The 16,212-nt window shown below is 64.0% G+C and carries 14 protein-coding genes and 1 pseudogene; 12 read left to right on the top strand and 3 right to left on the bottom strand.

What is annotated here, in order from left to right:
* Window positions 1-103 precede the first annotated feature (103 nt).
* The 5 genes from JFU04_RS30405 to JFU04_RS13845 all read left to right on the top strand — a co-directional run bounded on the left by JFU04_RS30405 (window position 104) and on the right by JFU04_RS13845 (window position 5,602).
* Entirely contained in the window at window positions 104-2,098 is a 1,995-nt protein-coding gene (locus JFU04_RS30405; protein WP_201144393.1) for an aminotransferase class I/II-fold pyridoxal phosphate-dependent enzyme, read from the top strand.
* A 39-nt stretch (window positions 2,099-2,137) separates the two neighbouring features.
* Complete coding sequence (locus JFU04_RS13830) at window positions 2,138-2,959, top strand: transporter substrate-binding domain-containing protein (RefSeq protein WP_371920701.1); 822 nt, start codon at window positions 2,138-2,140, stop codon at window positions 2,957-2,959.
* A gap of 237 nt (window positions 2,960-3,196) precedes the next feature.
* Window positions 3,197-3,901, top strand: a complete 705-nt coding sequence (locus JFU04_RS13835; protein ID WP_065905185.1) for an ABC transporter permease — start codon at window positions 3,197-3,199, stop codon at window positions 3,899-3,901.
* A gap of 7 nt (window positions 3,902-3,908) precedes the next feature.
* Window positions 3,909-4,607, top strand: coding sequence for an ABC transporter permease (locus tag JFU04_RS13840; protein ID WP_201144395.1), 699 nt, complete (start codon window positions 3,909-3,911; stop codon window positions 4,605-4,607).
* Window positions 4,604-5,602 carry a DMT family transporter gene (locus JFU04_RS13845; protein ID WP_201144397.1) on the top strand — a complete coding sequence of 333 codons (999 nt, stop codon included), beginning with the start codon at window positions 4,604-4,606 and terminating at the stop codon, window positions 5,600-5,602. The genes JFU04_RS13840 and JFU04_RS13845 overlap by 4 nt, the downstream gene beginning before the upstream one ends.
* Here JFU04_RS13845 and JFU04_RS30250 read toward each other — a convergent pair.
* Window positions 5,558-6,097, bottom strand: a pseudogene (locus JFU04_RS30250) (TetR/AcrR family transcriptional regulator); the annotation flags it as partial. The gene JFU04_RS13845 and the pseudogene JFU04_RS30250 sit on opposite strands and share 45 nt — an antisense overlap.
* Before the next feature lie 90 nt (window positions 6,098-6,187).
* On the opposite strand from JFU04_RS30250, the gene JFU04_RS13850 reads away from it, so the two are divergent.
* Window positions 6,188-7,186, top strand: coding sequence for a succinylglutamate desuccinylase/aspartoacylase domain-containing protein (locus tag JFU04_RS13850; protein ID WP_201144399.1), 999 nt, complete (start codon window positions 6,188-6,190; stop codon window positions 7,184-7,186).
* A 4-nt stretch (window positions 7,187-7,190) separates the two neighbouring features.
* On the opposite strand, the gene JFU04_RS13855 is transcribed toward JFU04_RS13850, so the two are convergent.
* Entirely contained in the window at window positions 7,191-7,979 is a 789-nt protein-coding gene (locus JFU04_RS13855) for an aldolase (protein ID WP_201144401.1), read from the bottom strand.
* Between the two features lie 3 nt (window positions 7,980-7,982).
* Window positions 7,983-8,687, bottom strand: coding sequence for a haloacid dehalogenase type II (locus tag JFU04_RS13860; RefSeq protein WP_106803888.1), 705 nt, complete (start codon window positions 8,685-8,687; stop codon window positions 7,983-7,985).
* Window positions 8,688-8,802: 115 nt separating this feature from the next.
* Between JFU04_RS13860 and JFU04_RS13865 the strand changes: the two genes are divergently transcribed.
* The 6 genes from JFU04_RS13865 (at window position 8,803) to xylB (ending at window position 15,885) form a co-directional block, all read left to right on the top strand.
* Window positions 8,803-9,648: a LysR family transcriptional regulator gene (locus JFU04_RS13865; protein WP_201144403.1), complete on the top strand. Its 846-nt coding sequence runs from the start codon at window positions 8,803-8,805 to the stop codon at window positions 9,646-9,648.
* A 280-nt stretch (window positions 9,649-9,928) separates the two neighbouring features.
* On the top strand, window positions 9,929-11,461 hold the full coding sequence (locus tag JFU04_RS13870; protein WP_201144405.1) for a sugar ABC transporter ATP-binding protein: 1,533 nt from the start codon (window positions 9,929-9,931) through the stop codon (window positions 11,459-11,461).
* Complete coding sequence (locus JFU04_RS13875; RefSeq protein ID WP_065905202.1) at window positions 11,454-12,431, top strand: ABC transporter permease subunit; 978 nt, start codon at window positions 11,454-11,456, stop codon at window positions 12,429-12,431. The genes JFU04_RS13870 and JFU04_RS13875 overlap by 8 nt, the downstream gene beginning before the upstream one ends.
* A gap of 34 nt (window positions 12,432-12,465) precedes the next feature.
* Window positions 12,466-13,398, top strand: coding sequence for an ABC transporter substrate-binding protein (locus JFU04_RS13880; RefSeq protein WP_065905204.1), 933 nt, complete (start codon window positions 12,466-12,468; stop codon window positions 13,396-13,398).
* A 21-nt stretch (window positions 13,399-13,419) separates the two neighbouring features.
* Window positions 13,420-14,412: a substrate-binding domain-containing protein gene (locus tag JFU04_RS13885; protein ID WP_201144407.1), complete on the top strand. Its 993-nt coding sequence runs from the start codon at window positions 13,420-13,422 to the stop codon at window positions 14,410-14,412.
* 15 nt (window positions 14,413-14,427) lie between these two features.
* The gene (gene xylB / locus JFU04_RS13890) at window positions 14,428-15,885 is read left to right on the top strand and encodes a xylulokinase (RefSeq protein WP_201144409.1); all 1,458 of its coding nucleotides are present in this window, start codon (window positions 14,428-14,430) and stop codon (window positions 15,883-15,885) included.
* Window positions 15,886-16,212 lie beyond the last annotated feature (327 nt).

The following is a 16,212-nucleotide window of genomic DNA, read 5'->3' on the forward strand; positions in this document are numbered from 1 at the left end:
TCTATCCATTGAACGACTGTTCAGTTTCAACTATGTTGACCGCATCCACCCGTTTGCACACAGACGGGTTCGCGCTGTTTCTTCTTGAACGAGAGGCTCTGGCATGCGGTTTTCCCCTTTTGTTGAGCGAATTGCGGGCCAGGGTGTAGCGGCCTGGGACATTCACCACGCCGCCTTCCAAGCCGCCAGCCAGGGCGAAGACATCATCATCCTCAGCGTGGGCGATCCGGATTTCGCCACGCCAGCCTTCATCACCGACGCCGCCGTCGACGCCCTGCGCGAGGGCGACACTCACTACACCGAAATCCCTGGCCGCCCGGCATTGCGCGAGGCGATTGCTGCGCGCTACAGCCAGACCCTGGCGCGACCCTTGAACGCGGAAAACGTGATTACCGTGGCCGGTGCGCAGAATGCCTTGTTCGTCGCTTCGCTATGCCTGTTGCAGGCCGGCGATGAAGTGCTGGTGCTCGACCCGATGTACGTCACCTACGAAGCCACCCTCAAGGCCAGCGGCGCGACGCTGGTGCGGGTGCCGTGCTCGCCGGCCTCCGGCTTTCGCCTCGACGCGCAACTGCTTGCCGCCGCAATCACGCCGCGCACCCGCGCGATCTTCTTCTCCAACCCGAACAACCCCACCGGCGTGGTCCTCAATGCCGAGGAGCTGCAGGCCATCGCCGCGTTGGCCATCGCCCATGACCTGTGGGTGGTGGTGGATGAAGTCTACGAAAGCCTCGTGTTCGATGGCGAATACCACAGCCTTGCCGCACTGCCGGGCATGGCCGAGCGCTGCGTGGTGATCGGCAGTCTGTCCAAGTCCCACGCCATGACCGGCTGGCGCATTGGCTGGCTGGTGGCCGCGCCCGCGTTGATCGTGCATGCCGAAACCCTGGTGCTGAGCATGCTCTACGGGCTGCCGGGGTTTGTGATGGAGGCCGCCACGGCGGCGGTGCTCGCCCACGATGAGGTCACTGCGGGCATGCGCGAGATTTACCGGCGCCGTCGCGACCTGGTGGTGAGTGGCCTGAGCGCTTGCCCCGGGATCCAGGCGCGGGCGCCACAGGCGGGCATGTTTGTGCTGGTGGATGTGCGCGGCACCGGCCTGGGCTCGCTGGACTTTGCCTGGCGGCTGTTGCGTGAAGCGGGTGTGTCGGTGCTGGACGCGGCGGCATTCGGCGAGCCGGCCCAGGGGTTCGTGCGGTTGTCCTTTACCTTGAGTGAAGAACGCCTGGCCGACGCCTGCCGGCGCATCGCAGCGTTTGTCACGCGGCTCGCGGGTGAGCCGCGTATCGCGCCGGCGCCCATTGTCGAAGTGGCGCCGCCGGCACAAGCGAAAAAGATGATCGAAGTGGTCGACCTGCATAAGCGCTTCGGCAATATCGAAGTGCTCAAGGGCATTTCCCTCACGGCCCACGAAGGCGACGTGATCTCGCTGATCGGCGCTAGTGGTTCGGGCAAAAGCACCTTGCTGCGCTGCATCAATATGCTCGAGGTGCCGGACCAGGGCAGCATTCACGTGGATGGCGAAAGCATCAAGTTGAACTACGGCCGCCCCGGCGCGCCACTGGTGGCGGACGCCAGGCAACTGGTGCGCATCCGCTCGACCCTGGGCATGGTGTTCCAGAACTTCAACCTGTGGCCCCACCGCACGGTGCTCGAAAACCTTATCGAGGCGCCCACCCAGGTGCTGCGCGAAAGCCGCGCCGAAGCCATCGAGCGCGCCGAAGCCTTGCTCGACCGCGTCGGCCTGGCCGCCAAGCGCAACGAGTACCCGGCGTTCCTTTCCGGTGGCCAGCAACAGCGGGTGGCGATCGCCCGCGCGCTGGCCATGCGTCCCAAAGTCATGCTGTTCGACGAACCCACCTCGGCCCTCGATCCGGAACTGGTGGGTGAAGTGCTGCGGGTGATCCGCTCCCTGGCCGAAGAAGGCCGGACCATGATCCTGGTCACCCACGAGATGGCCTTCGCCCGGGATGTGTCTTCCAAAGTGGCTTTTCTGCACCAAGGCATGATCGAGGAAACCGGCTCGCCGGACTCGGTGTTCATCGATCCACGCAGTGAACGTTGCCGACAGTTCGTCAACGCGCATCAAACTCGCTAACTCCATAAAAAGACGGGGCAAATCATGACATTCAAACCCATGGCAAGCTGGTTGGGCGGAGCAGTATTGATGTTGGCCGCAGGTTTTACGCTGGCGGCCGAGAAACCTATCGTGTTTGCCGTCGCGGCCGAACCTTATCCGCCGTTCACGGTGAAAGGCGGCAACGGCCAGTGGTCCGGCTTTGAAGTGGACCTGATCCACAAGCTGTGCGAGGGCATGAAAGCCGAGTGTCAGATCAAGGAAGTGGCGTGGGATGGGATTATCCCGTCGCTGCTGGCGAAGAAGATCGACGTGATTTTCTCGTCGATGTCGGTCACTGACGAGCGCGAAAAACAGATCGCCTTCAGCCGCGCCTACTACGACTCGTTGCTGGGCGTGGCGGGGCCCAAGGGCAGTGAAGTGGAGATTTCCCCGGCGGGCCTCAAAGGCAAGTTGATCGGCGTGCAGATCTCCACGGTCAGTGCCAATTACCTGAAGAAGTACTACGAAAATATCGCTGACCTCAAGTACTACGACACCCAGGAATCGGCCAACGCCGACCTGATCGCCGGGCGCATCGACTACATGATGGCCGACGACACTGCCATCGCCATGATGGTCAAGACCCCGGAAGCCAGCGGCCTGGCGCATATCGCCAGTGTGCCGTACGACCCGATCATCGGCCGGGGCGTCGGCGCGGGGCTGCGCAAGGAAGACACCGAGCTCAAGGCGCGCCTGGACAAGGCCATCGGCGAACTGCTGGTGAGCAAGGACTATGACGACCTGTCCCAGCATTACTTCGGCCTGTCGGTCAGCCCGTGCAAACGCACCGACACGCCGGCGTATGTCAGCAAGGTGTGTGAGAGCCCGTATGCGCAATAGGTTTGGAGAAGTGGGAGGTGAGGGCGTTTTTATAGTGAGCTGGCTTTTGTGGTGAGGGGGCTTGCCCCCCGTTGGGCTGCGTAGCGGCCCCAAGAAAAGCGGGAGCGCTGCGCACTCCAACGGGGGACAAGCCCCCTCACTACAGAAAAACCAAAGCCAATGGATAAACCCTCTCACCACAAGAAAAACCTAGCCACAGGGCAATCACACAACCCTCGTTAATCGTGGAGTAAGCCGATGTTCGATCTCCTGAGCTTCAGCGATCAAGGCTGGGGCAATGCACTGCTCAAGGGCTTGTGGATGACCCTGCAGATCTCCGCCGGCGCGTTTGCGGTAGGGCTGTTGATCGGCCTGGTGGTGGCCTGCGCCAAGCTCAGTGCACCCCGGCCGATTGCCTTGCTGATGCGCGGCTACACCACACTGTTTCGTGCGGTGCCGGAACTGCTGCTGATCCTGTTGCTGTATTACGCCGGGTCCATGGGCCTGAACGCGCTGATGCTGTGGCTGGGGTTTGCGCAGGTGAACATCAGCGGTCCGCTGGTGGCGATCCTGGTGCTGGGGCTGGTGCAGGGCGCGTACGCGTCGGAGATCTTTCGCGCGGCGATCCTGGCGATTCCCCATGGCCAGATCGAAGCGGCGCGGGCCTTTGGCTTGAGCGGGTTTGGCCTGTTTCGCCGGGTGACCTTGCCGATCATGGCGCCGTACGCCTTGGCCGGCATGTCCAACCTGTGGATCAACCTGATCAAGGACAGCGCCTTGATCAGCGTGGTCGGCACCAACGAATTGCTCTACACCGCCAAGCAGGCGGCCGGTTCGACCCGGCAATACCTGTTGTTCTACCTCGCGGCCGCCGCCTTGTATTACCTGGTGACGCTGGCTTCCAACTACCTGTCCGGGCGCCTGGAGCGACGTATTCGTCGCTGGATGCCGGTTGTCGAGTGAGCCGCCCATGCCTGAATGGATAAGTTATTACGCCGCACTGATCGCCAAGGGCTTGCAGACCACCTTGTCGCTGCTGGTCATTTCCGCGCTGCTGGGCTTTGCCCTGGCGGTGGGGGTGGCGTTGGCCCGCCTGTCGCGGCGCAAATGGCTGGCACGTGCCGCATTGGCCTACACCAGCGTGTTGCGCGGCACGCCGCTGCTGATCCAGATCTACATTTTCTACTACGGGCTGGGCAGCTTGTTCGCGCAGTTTCCGATGATCCGGGGCAGCTTTCTCTGGCCGTTCTTGCGCGACGGCTATTGGTACATCGTGTTCGCCCTGGTGCTGTCGGTGGGGGCCTATGTGGGTGAGGTGATTCGCGGCGGGCTGCTGGCGGTGCCCAAGGGCGAGATGGAAGCCGCCTCGGCCTTCGGCATGACCCCGCGCCAGGCCCTGCTGCGGGTGCGCCTGCCACGCGCGATGCGCCTGTTGCTGCCGACCCTGGCGGGGGAAACGGTGATGCTGCTCAAGTCCACCGCGCTGGCCTCGACCATCGCCGTGGTCGACCTGCTCGGCGCGGCCAACGTAGTGCGTGCGCAAACCTTGCAGATCTATCAGCCGTTGCTGTTGGTGGCCGGGGTTTACCTGTGCCTGACCTTCCTCATCGAAGGCGTCTATGCCATCGCCGAACGCCGTGGCACGCCGCTGCGCAGGTCAGTCGGATGAGCCCGGATCGCTCGCTGCAGGGGATTGCCCTGTGCTCACTGGCCTATGCGTTCCTGGCGCTGCAGGACGCGGTGATCAAATGGCTGGTGGCCGATTATTCGGTGTTCACCATTCTGTTCTGGCGCAGCCTGGTGGTGGTCGCGGCGTGCGTGGTCGCCGGGCGCATGGGCTTGTTGCGCCGGGCGTGGACTTCGGTGAGCCGCCGGCTGCTGATCATCCGCGGGCTGTTGTCGTTGCTCGCCTGGCTGCTGTATTACACCGGCGCCAAGGACCTGACCCTGGCGGAAATGACCACGTTGTATTTCTCCGCGCCGATCATGGTCACGTTGCTCGCGGCGTTGATCCTCAAGGAGCGCGCCAGCCGTGGCCAGTGGATCTCGCTGCTGATCGGCTTTGTCGGCGTGGTGATTGCCTGTCGTCCGAGCAACATGGTCGACCCGTTGCCGATCGCGCTGACCCTGGCGGCCGCGCTGTGCTGGGCGTTTACCTATATCCAGCTGCGCCAGGTCGATCCGACCACCTCGGTGCTGGAGCAGATGCTGATCACCAATGTGGTGTTTGTGGTGTGCATGGCCGTGACCTTGCCCTGGACCCACACGCCCGCGCCGTTGCCGTCGTGGCTGGGCATGTTGGCGGCGGGGCTGGTCGGCGGTATCGGCCAGTTCCTGCTGTTTGCCAGCTTCCGCCGCGCGACCGCGACGCTGCTCGCACCGTTCGAATACACCGGGCTGATCTGGGCGTTCCTGTTGTCGAGCCTGATCTGGGGCACCTCGATGGATATCTCGCTGATCATCGGCGCAGTGTTGATCGCCGTCAGCGGCACCCTGGCCATGCTCAGTGCACGGCACCCGGTGTCACAGGACGTGGTCGGCGCCGAATGCTCCGTGACGCAACCCCTGTACCCAGCAGCGGCAGATGTGCAGCCCGTTGGCGGGGCTGAAGGTGCCGGGGTTGAGGCACCCCTCGAGCCAGAGTCCGTCGAGCATCGCCGATAGGCCGATGGCGGCGAGGTGGCTGTCGTGGATCACCAGCTGCTCGCTGCGGGCCAGGTCGTCGAGCAGTTGCTGGATCAGTCCGAGGTAGGCGCGGTAGCTGTTTTCGTGGGACTGGTTCACGTGGGGCGAGTGACGGATCAGGCTCCAGAACACCACCCACACGCCGAGCAGGTCGGGGTCCATGACCCGTGGCGAAAACGACGCGCTGAGGAACGCATCCAGGCGCGCGGCGGCGCCTTCGACCCGTTCGACCTGTGCCCACAGCGCGCTGGTCAACTCATTGGCCAGCTTGTGGTAGGTCTCGGCGATCAGCGCGTCGATGCTGCCGAAGTGGTGGTTGAGCAAGCCCACCGACACGCCGGCCTCGGCGGCAATCCGGCGCACCGAAATCCCGGCGTGGCCGTCGCGGGCAAGGCAGGTGAGGGTGGCGGCAATCAGCAGGTCGCGGCGTTCGTCAGGGTCGGCACGGCGCAATTTTGCAGGGGGTGTGGTCACGGCAATGCCCTTGAGGAAAGACCAGAAGGCTCAGGTTAGTTGAACATGTGTTCAATCTCTAGCGGTTAATTGATCAGAGGAGGGCAAGGCATGGCAAAAGACCTTTCGTGGCAGGTGCCCGGTGATGCCGGCAACCTGCTGCACATCGGCGCCTGGCGCTTTGAAGGCGACGGCAGTGGCCCCCGGGTGCATCTGCAGGCCGGCGTGCACGCCGACGAAATCGCCGGGATGCTGGTGCTGCACCAGTTGCTGCCGCGCTTGCAGGCGTGTCAGGACCAAGGCCTTCTCAGGGGCTGCGTGACAGTGGTGCCGCAGGCCAACCCGTTCGGCATCGGCCAGTTTCGCCAAGGCAAATTACTCGGGCGTTTTCATGAGGCCACCGGGCAGAACTTCAACCGCGCCTTCGACCATTCGCTGGCCATGCAGCGCCCGGCCAGCAACCTCGCGCAGTGGCAGAAAAGCCTGGTGCAACTGGCCGCCGACGCCGACCTGGTGCTGGACCTGCACACCGACGATGAAGCCTTGCCGTACCTCTATATCCACCGCAGCTTCTGGCCGGAACAGGGCCTGGCGCTGGCGGCGGCGTTGCAGGTGGACGTGGTGATCGTCTGGGATGACGGCGGCGACGGCTCTTTCGAAGAAACCATCATCAACCACGCCGCGCCGCAGTTGGCCGCCACCCTCGAGTTGCGCGGGCAGGCCGATGTCAGCGATGCCTTGGCGCGCCAGGACGCCGACGCCTTATGGAACTGGCTGTGCATCAGCGGCGTGATCGATGCGGTCGCGACCATCGGCGAATGGCAGGGCGAGGTGGTGGACATGGGCTGCATGGAGACGATCCTCGCGCCACGTACCGGTGTGCTGGTGTTCGAAAAATACCTCGGCGATTGGGTCGAAGAGGGCGAGCGCTTCGCACGGATCATCGGGCGTCCCGGCGACCCTGGCTCCGAAGTGTTGCTGCACGCGGCGCAGCGCGGACGCATGGTCACCGGCCACCGTGAGCGCCTGGTCGCCCAGGGCTCGGTGGTGGCCAAGTTCACCGGCACGCGCTTGTCCGACAGCTACAGCGGCGGCGTGCTGGACCCGTAGGCGATCAGAGGTCGAAGTGCGAGCCGCGCCGTTTCAGGCGGCGCATGGCACTGTCCAGGTGCGCCCGCGCGCTCGCCGGATCGCCCTCGCGCATCTGTGCATACGCCATCTGCGCCACCTGGGGGTCAATCGGCTTCAGCGGTTGACCACTGGCCATGGCCTTGAGCTGTACTTCGGCGGCACGCTCCAGGTAGTAGATGTCATCCCAGGCTTCGGCGATCGTCGGCGCGACCACCATCACCCCGTGGTTTTTCAGGAACAGGATATCGGCATCGCCCAGCGCCGCCGCGATGCGTTGACCCTCGCGGTGGTCCAGGGCCAGGCCGTTGTAGTCCGCGTCGACCGCCGTGCGTCCGTAGAACTTCAGCGCGGTCTGCCCCAGCCACAACAGCGGCGGGCCTTGCAACAGGCACAATGCGGTGGCATTGGGCATGTGCGTGTGGAACGCGGCCTTGATGCGCGGCTGCTGCTGGTGCAATTGCGCATGGATGTAGAAGGCTGTCGCTTCCGGCGTGCCCTCGCCATCGATCACATTGCCGGCGAAATCGCACACCAGCAGCTGGGACGCGGTGATCTCTTCGAAGGCATAGCCGAACGGGTTGACGAAGAACAGCTCGTCATGCCCCGGAACCGTCGCTGAAAAGTGATTGCAGATACCTTCTTCCATACCGTGCAGCGCCGCCAGTTGCAGGCACGCGGCCAACTCCACCCGCGCGTCGATGGCAGCCACGCTGTCGAGGTTGAAGCGCCCGGCACGCGGGCCCAGGGAGGAGGGCGTAAAGGTATGTGCCATGGCTCACCACCCCAGGGACTTGAACAGCCCGGGCACGCCGTCGAGGGTCGGCAGGATGGCGTCCGGCGTGTAGTCGGCCAGCAACTGGCGACCGGTGCCACGGTCGATCCAGACACAACGAAAGCCGATGTCCCGGGCGGCGGCGTGGTCCAGGTGCGGGCTGGCACAGATATGCACCACTTGGTCGAGGCTGACGCCGAGCTGCTCATGCGCGTAGTCGAACAAGCGCCGATTGGGCTTGTAGGCGCCGGCCTGTTGGGCGGTGATGACGCGGTCGATGTGGCCACCCAGTTGCGCGACGTTGCCGGCAATCACATCGTCGTCCGTGTTGGAGACGATACACAGCTTGTAGCCCAGCGCCTTGAGCTGCTGGAGCGTGCCCGGCACTTCCGGGAACGGTGGCATGGCACTGATGCTGTCGGTGAGCAACGCGCTGTCGCTGTCATTGGCGGGCAGGCCCAGTTCCTTGAAGGCCAGCTGCAGGCTCAAGCCCGCCAGGGTGCGGAAGCTGCGATGCGGCGGGGTTTGTTCCAGGGTGTGTTCGTGGCGGTCATACACGCTGAGCAGCGTGTCGGGGTCGACCGAATGCGCGCCTTTTTCCGCAAGGATGCGCTCAATGGCGGCGCGCAGGCCTTCGTCCCACTGGATCAGCGTGCCGTAGCAGTCAAAGGTCAGCCAGAGCGGGCGCGGGGAATGTTCAAGTGGCATGGGGCACCTGTCGAAAAGAGTGAGTGACCGGGTCAGCTTAGGAAACCTGGCGGTCAGTTGGAAATTAAATTAACCTCTCCAGCTCAGTTGAATTATCGATATGAGGGGCGCCAGCATGTTGGATCTAGAATTGCTGCATACCTTGGTCTGCGTGGTGGACGAGGGCAGCTTCACGCGCGCCGCCGAGCGTGTGCATCGCACCCAGTCCACGGTCAGCCAACAGATTCGCAAGCTCGAAGACAGCGTCGGCCAGGTCTTGCTGGTGCGTGATCGCTCCGGCCAGCAGGTCAGTGCCACCGAGCACGGCGAATTGCTCACCCAGTACGCGCGACGCCTGTTGAACCTGTCCCGTGAAGCCCGCGATGCGTTGAACACCGAAGCCCGCCTGGTACCGGTGCGTCTGGGCGTGCCGGAGGATTTCGACGCCACGCGCATGGCCTCGATGCTCTCCGGCTTTGTGCGCGCGCGCCCGGAAGCGCGGCTGGAAACAGTCAGCGGCATGAGCACCGATCTGCGCCGCCAGTTGGAGAACGGAGAAATCGACATCGCTCTGGTCAAGCGCGAAGCCGGCAGCGGCGAGTGTCACGCCAGTTGGCCGGAGCCCTTGGTGTGGGTCTGCGGACACGGCCAGGACCTGCAGGTCGAAACGCTGCCCCTGGCATTGTTCCCCCAGGGCTGTATCTATCGTCAGCGGGCCATTCGTACGCTGGACAAGGCCCGGCGCAGTTGGCGCGTGGCGTTCGGTAGCCACAGCCTGACCGGGATCCAAGCCGCCGTCACCTCGGGGTTGGGCCTGAGCATCCTGCCCAGGAGCGCGGTGCTGCCGACTCACCGCATCTGCACCGAACTACCGCCAGTGCCGCCCTCGGAACTGGCGCTGGTCAGTGGTGTGGAACGCCTGAGCGCCACCCATCAAGGCTTGATCGACTGCCTGCGCGACCAACTGTCAGCAGACGGCTAACGCCCGTTTTCCCTCAGCCAAACCCCTCCCTTAGCCGCTCTCGATCAAGCAGCCTTCCATTGCGCCGATCAGGCCAGGCTTTCCCGGACTGGCACGACTACCACTCCGCGTGAAACTTTCGCGCTCAATAGCACGCAGTAGGGGCGTTTCTGGCAGATCGCCATGATTAAACGTTTCACCTGCCGATAAATGGCCGACGCAAGCGCTTGCGTAAGCAAATGTATCTGACATAGAGTCGGCAGCACTCGACTACAAAAATAATAAACGCAGGAGCTCATTCATGAGCCTTGAACCCTTGCTTGAGATGCAGGGCATCAGCAAGACCTTCAACGGTCTGCGCGTGCTCAAGAATGTCGGCCTGAAAGTCTACCCCGGCGAAATCCACGCCTTGATGGGGGAGAACGGCGCCGGCAAATCGACGTTGATGAAAATCCTTTCCGGCGCTTACCAGGCCGACCCCGGCGGCGAAATCCGCATCGCTGGCCAGCCCGTCGCCACCTTCACACCCGCTACCGCCAAAGCCCTCGGCATCGCCGTGATCTATCAGGAACTGAGCCTGTGCCCGAACCTGAGCGTGGCCGAGAACATCTACCTGGGCCGTGAATTGCGGCGTGGCTGGACCATCGACCGCAAGGGCATGCAGGCCGGTTGCAGCGAAGTGTTGCAACGCCTGGGCGCGGAGTTCACCCCGGCCACCCCGGTCAGCAGCCTGTCGATTGCCGAGCGCCAGTTGGTGGAAATCGCCCGCGCGCTGCACGCCCACGCCAGGATCCTGGTGATGGACGAACCGACCACGCCACTGTCATCCCGCGAGACCGACAGGTTGTTCGCGCTGATCAAGCAACTGCGCAGCCAGGGCCTGGCAATCATCTATATCAGCCACCGCATGGCCGAAATCTACGAGCTGTCGGACCGCGTCTCGGTACTGCGGGACGGCCAGTACATCGGCGAACTGACCCGCGACGCGCTGTCGGCCGAGGTCCTGGTGAAGATGATGGTCGGCCGCGACCTCTCCGGTTTCTACAAGAAGGAGCACGCGGCGTACAACCCTGGCAACGTGGTGATGCGCGTACGTGACATGGCCGATGGCAAGCGTGTGCGCCATTGCAGTTTCGACCTGCACGCCGGCGAAGTGTTGGGCATCGCCGGGCTGGTCGGGGCAGGGCGCACCGAGCTGGCGCGGCTGATCTTCGCCGCCGACCCGCGCACCTCCGGGACCCTCGAAGTGGTCGGCAAGACCGTCACCCAGTTGCGCAACCCGGCGGACGCGATTCGCGCCGGCGTGGTCTACCTCACCGAAGACCGCAAGGCCCAGGGCCTGTTCCTGGACATGAGCGTGGCCGACAACATCAACGTCTGCGCCTGCGTGCCGGACGCGCATGCCGGGGGCGTGCTGGACCGTGGCCACGCCGCGCAACGCGCGAAGGCTGCGATCCAGTCACTGTCGATTCGCGTGGCATCGGGCAAGGTCAATGTCGGCGCGCTGTCCGGCGGCAACCAGCAGAAGGTCTTGCTGGCGCGGCTGCTGGAGGTCAAGCCGCACGTGCTGATTCTCGATGAGCCCACCCGGGGCGTGGACATCGGCTCCAAGTCAGAGATCTACCGCATCATCAATCAACTCGCGCAAGCGGGCGTGGGCATCGTGGTGATTTCCAGCGAGCTGCCGGAAATCATCGGTACCTGCGACCGCGTGCTGATCATGCGTGAAGGCCAGTTGGTGGCCGAAGTCGGCGGGGCCTCCGGCCACGTCATTTCCCAGGAACGTATTATTGACCTCGCCACCGGTGGCGATCAGGTGGTTGCCCATGGCTGATTCGATGATTGCAACACCCGGCAAGGCCGAGCGCGCCCGCGAACTGATGCGCACGGTGGGCATGCTGCCGGTGCTGATCCTGCTGCTGGTGGGCTTTGCCCTGGCCAGCGAGAACTTCCTGACCGTGCAGAACCTTTCGATCATCACCCAGCAGGCGTCGGTCAACGTGGTGCTGGCGGCGGGCATGACGTTTGTGATTCTGACCGCAGGTATCGACCTGTCGGTAGGCGCGATCCTCGCAGCCTCGGCCGTGGTGGCGCTGCAAGCGTCGATGTCGCCGCAGTTCGGCATGTTCGGGATTGCCGCCGGCATCGGTTTTGGCCTGTTGCTGGGCCTGGTCAACGGTGGCTTGATCGCCTTCATGCGTCTGCCGCCGTTTATCGTCACCCTCGGCGCGCTCACCGCGATGCGTGGCCTGGCGCGGCTGTTGGCCGATGACAAAACCGTATTCAACCCCGATCTGCCGTTTGCGTTTATCGGCAATGACTCGATCCTCGGCGTGCCCTGGCTGGTGGTCATTGCGGTGGCGGTGGTGGCGCTGTCGTGGTTCATCCTGCGCCGCACGGTGATGGGCGTGCAGATCTATTCGGTCGGCGGCAACCCCGAAGCCGCACGGCTTTCCGGGATCAAGGTGTGGAAGGTGCTGCTGTTCGTCTACGCCATGTCCGGCGCGCTGGCCGGGCTGGGGGCGGTGATGAGTGCTTCGCGCCTGTTCGCCGCCAATGGCCTGCAACTCGGACAATCCTATGAGCTGGATGCGATTGCCGCGGTGATCCTCGGTGGCACCAGCTTTACCGGTGGCGTCGGCACTATCGGCGGCACCTTGATCGGCGCGCTGATCATTGCGGTCCTCACCAACGGCCTGGTGCTGCTGGGGGTGTCGGATATCTGGCAATACATCATCAAGGGCATCGTGATCATTGGCGCGGTCGCGCTGGATCGCTATCGCCAGTCCGGTGCACGGACCTGAGTTCACCCCCATAACAATCACAAGAGAGACCCGCATGAACCTTAAACGCATCTTTCCCGTCATGGCCTTGGCTGCGCTGATGTCCCAAGCCGTCGAAGCCCGCGAACTCAAGGCCTTGGGCATCAGCATGGGCTCGCTGGGCAACCCGTATTTTGTGACCCTGGCCGATGGCGCCAGCGCCCGGGCCAAGGAGCTGAACCCGAATGTGAAGGTCACTTCGGTGTCGGCCGACTATGACTTGAGCAAGCAGTTCTCGCAGATCGACAACTTCATCTCGTCCAAGGTCGACCTGATCCTGATCAATGCCGTCGACCCGTCGGCCATGGCCTCGGCGATCAAGAAAGCGCGGGATGCCGGCATCGTCGTGGTGGCGGTGGATGTGGACGCCAAGGGCGTCAACGCCACGGTGCAGACCGACAACGTCGAAGCCGGCAAGCTGGCCTGCCAATACCTGGTGGACAAGCTGGCGGGCAAGGGCAACGTCATTATCCAGAACGGCCCGCAAGTGACCGCCGTGACCGACCGCGTCAAAGGCTGCAAGGCCGCGCTGGCCAAGGCCCCGGACATCAAGGTGCTGTCCGACGACCAGGACGGCAAAGGTTCACGCGAAGGCGGGCTGAACGCGATGCAGGGTTACCTGACGCGCTTCCCGAAAATCGACGGCCTGTTCGCGATCAACGACCCGCAAGCCATCGGCAGCGACCTGGCGGCCAAGCAGCTCAAGCGCAGCGGTATCATCATTACCTCGGTGGACGGCGCGCCGGATATCGAGAACGCGCTGAAGACCGACTCGCAGATCCAGGCCTCCGCCAGCCAGGACCCCTGGGCCATGGCGCAGACGGCGGTGAATGTCGGCAATGACCTGCTCAACGACAAAGCCCCGGCCGAAGCGGTTACCCTGCTCACGCCAAAACTGATCACCCGTGACAACGTCGGCACGTACAGCGGCTGGTCGAGCAAACATTGATTCATTGAGAGGAACAGCGTCGTGGTCACCATGGATGACGTGGCAAGCAGGGCCGGGGTGTCGTCGTCGACCGTGTCCCACGTATTGAACGGCACACGCAAAGTCAGCCCGGCGACGGTGCAGGCGGTGCAGCGCGCGATCCAGGAGCTGGGGTATATCCCCAACACCCTGGCGCGCTCGCTGGCCCGTTCGAGTACCAGCACGATTGGCGTGGCGATTTCGGCGCTGTCCAACCATTACTTCAGCGAGACCGTGCACGCGATTGAAACCGAGTGCGCCCGGCACGGCTACATGATGCTGTTCGTCGACACCCATGATGACCCGGAGCAGGAGCTGCGGGTGGTCACGGCGCTGCATCACCGGCGCGTCGACGGGATTTTGCTGGCCCCGTCGACCGGCTCGATGGCGCTCCACTACTTGCAGGCCAATGAGGTGCCTACCGTGTTGGTGGACCGCATGATGAGCCCGCAGTTTGACCAGGTCGGGGTCGAGAACACGTTGTCCACCCAGGCGCTGATCACGCATTTGATCGAACATGGGCACCGGCGCATCGGCTTCATCGCCGGGCGGGCGGGCCTGGGGACCACCGATGAACGCGTCGCCGGCTACCGTGCGGCGTTGCAGGCGGCGGGTGTGGATTTCGATCCGCAGCTGCTGGTCAACGGCGGCTCCAACAGTGAACCGGCCCGCGTGGCCACCGCGCAACTACTGGCCTTGCCGGTGCCACCTACCGCAATCATGGCCGGCAATAACCTGATGACCCTCGGCGCCATGCACGCGCTGCGTGACGCGCAGGTCGAGGTGCCGGGGCAGATGGCCCTGGTGGGCTTCGATGATTTTGACTGGGCGGATTTTTTTGTGCCGCGCCTGACACTGATCGCCCAGCCGGTCCAGGAACTCGGGGCGCGCGCAGTGCACCGGCTGCTGCAACGCATGGCTTCACCCCAGGCACCACCGGAAACGGTGCGCCTGGCGCCGAGCCTGCAACTGCGTAATTCATGTGGCTGTCTCTGACTGGAATACCCGCGTATGAACACCCCTGTTTCCCTCGGCATCGACCTCGGCACCTCGGAACTCAAAGCCATCCTGATGGATGCAAACGGCGCCTTGCTGGCCCATGCCGGGGTGCGTTTGAGCGTGTCGCGGCGCCACAGTGGCTGGTCCGAACAAGCCCCTGAAGACTGGTGGCAGGCGTGCCTGCAAGTGCTGGAGCAATTGCGCCGCCACCCAGCGTATGCCCGCGTGGCGTGTATCGGCCTGTCGGGGCAGATGCATGGCGCCGTGTTGCTGGGGGATGACGACCGCGTGTTGTATCCGGCGATCCTCTGGGATGACTCGCGCGCCGTGGCCGAGGCCGAACACCTCGGCATGGCGTTTGCCGACGCCACCGGCAGCTTGCCCATGGCCGGGCTCACCGCACCCAAATTGCTGTGGCTGGAACGGCACGAGCCCGAGGTGTTCCAGGCGATTGATTGTGTGCTGTCGCCCAAGGACTACCTGCGCCTGCGCCTGACTGGCGAGCGCGTCAGCGAGATGTCGGACGCCGCCGGCACCCTGTGGCTGGAGGTGGCCAAACGTGAGTGGTTCGAGCCGATGCTGCGCGCCACCGGCCTGACGCCCGCGCAGATGCCGCGGTTGATCGAAGGCGGCGCGCCGAGTGGTCGTCTGGTCGCCGCCGGCTTGGGCCTGACGCCCGACGTGGTGATTGCCGGCGGTGGCGGTGACAATCCGGTGGCGGCCGTCGGTATCGGTGCGATCAATGCGGGGGATGGCTTCATCACCCTCGGCACCAGCGCGGCCATTGTCGCGATCACCGACCACGCCGCCGGCAACCCGGCGAGTGCGGTGCACAGCTTCTGTCACGCGCTGCCGAACCGCTGGTACACCATGGGCGCCATGCTCGCCGGTGCCAGTTGTTTGCGTTGGGTCACGCGGCTGGTGGGCCTGGCCGATGAACAGACACTGTTGGACCAGGTCCAGGCGCAGTTGCCGATCGGCCAACCGGTTGCACTGGATACGCCATTGTTTCTACCGTACCTCGCCGGCGAGCGTACCCCGCATAACGATCCGTTGTTGCGCGGTGGTTTCATGAACCTTGGCCATGACTGCACCCCGGCGATGCTTGGGTATGCGGTGATGGAAGGCGTCGGTTTCGGCCTGCTCGACGCGTTGCGCGCGGTGCAGTCGACCGGCGCCGACGTGACGGCCTGCGCCCTGGTGGGCGGCGGCGCCCGCAGCGTGTATTGGGCGCAGTTGCTGGCAAATATCCTCCAGCGAGAAATCTACACCCTGCACGGCAGCGAGCTGAGCGCCTGTATTGGTGCGGCGAAGCTGGGGTTCATGGCCATCGGGCAGGGCGCCCAGCTGGCGGTGGGCCTGCCGGTCAAGGCCCGGTATCAACCCGACCCGACGCAGCAACCGGTGCTGCAGGCTCGCTATGCCAAGTTTAAGGGCTTGCTTGCGGCGGCGAGGGGGTTGCATGACTGAGGGGTGTTGGCGGGATTGATGGGGTGAGCAGGCTTTATGTGGGAAGTAGGTTTCATGTGATTAGCAGGCTTTGTTGCTTGCAGGTTTCTTGTGGTGAGCAGGCTTTGTAGCTTGCAGGTTTCTTGTGGTGAGCAGGCTTGCCCTGCGTTGGGGCGCGAAGCGGCCCCTGGTCCAAGCGCCCCGGGGTGTCTGGATAACCCTGTGGGGCTGCTGCGCAGCCCAACGCAGGGCAAGCCTGCTCACCACAGGAAACCTGTTCACCACATAGAGCCTGCTCACCCCATAAAAGGGCTGTTCACCAAATAAAGCCTGCTCACCCCATAACAG

Origin of the sequence: Pseudomonas sp. TH21, from assembly GCF_016651025.1 — a bacterium.
GTDB lineage: Bacteria > Pseudomonadota > Gammaproteobacteria > Pseudomonadales > Pseudomonadaceae > Aquipseudomonas > Aquipseudomonas aylmerensis.

Excerpts from the sequence above, each read along its gene's own strand:
- JFU04_RS30405 (WP_201144393.1), top strand. The coding sequence starts at position 104 with ATGCGGTTTTCCCCTTTTGTTGAGCGAATTGCGGGCCAGGGTGTAGCG.
- JFU04_RS13830 (WP_371920701.1), top strand. The coding sequence starts at position 2,138 with ATGGCAAGCTGGTTGGGCGGAGCAGTATTGATGTTGGCCGCAGGTTTT.
- JFU04_RS13835 (WP_065905185.1), top strand. The coding sequence starts at position 3,197 with ATGTTCGATCTCCTGAGCTTCAGCGATCAAGGCTGGGGCAATGCACTG.
- JFU04_RS13840 (WP_201144395.1), top strand. The coding sequence starts at position 3,909 with ATGCCTGAATGGATAAGTTATTACGCCGCACTGATCGCCAAGGGCTTG.
- JFU04_RS13845 (WP_201144397.1), top strand. The coding sequence starts at position 4,604 with ATGAGCCCGGATCGCTCGCTGCAGGGGATTGCCCTGTGCTCACTGGCC.
- JFU04_RS13850 (WP_201144399.1), top strand. The coding sequence starts at position 6,188 with ATGGCAAAAGACCTTTCGTGGCAGGTGCCCGGTGATGCCGGCAACCTG.
- JFU04_RS13855 (WP_201144401.1), bottom strand. The coding sequence starts at position 7,979 with ATGGCACATACCTTTACGCCCTCCTCCCTGGGCCCGCGTGCCGGGCGC.
- JFU04_RS13860 (WP_106803888.1), bottom strand. The coding sequence starts at position 8,687 with ATGCCACTTGAACATTCCCCGCGCCCGCTCTGGCTGACCTTTGACTGC.
- JFU04_RS13865 (WP_201144403.1), top strand. The coding sequence starts at position 8,803 with ATGTTGGATCTAGAATTGCTGCATACCTTGGTCTGCGTGGTGGACGAG.
- JFU04_RS13870 (WP_201144405.1), top strand. The coding sequence starts at position 9,929 with ATGAGCCTTGAACCCTTGCTTGAGATGCAGGGCATCAGCAAGACCTTC.
- JFU04_RS13875 (WP_065905202.1), top strand. The coding sequence starts at position 11,454 with ATGGCTGATTCGATGATTGCAACACCCGGCAAGGCCGAGCGCGCCCGC.
- JFU04_RS13880 (WP_065905204.1), top strand. The coding sequence starts at position 12,466 with ATGAACCTTAAACGCATCTTTCCCGTCATGGCCTTGGCTGCGCTGATG.
- xylB (WP_201144409.1), top strand. The coding sequence starts at position 14,428 with ATGAACACCCCTGTTTCCCTCGGCATCGACCTCGGCACCTCGGAACTC.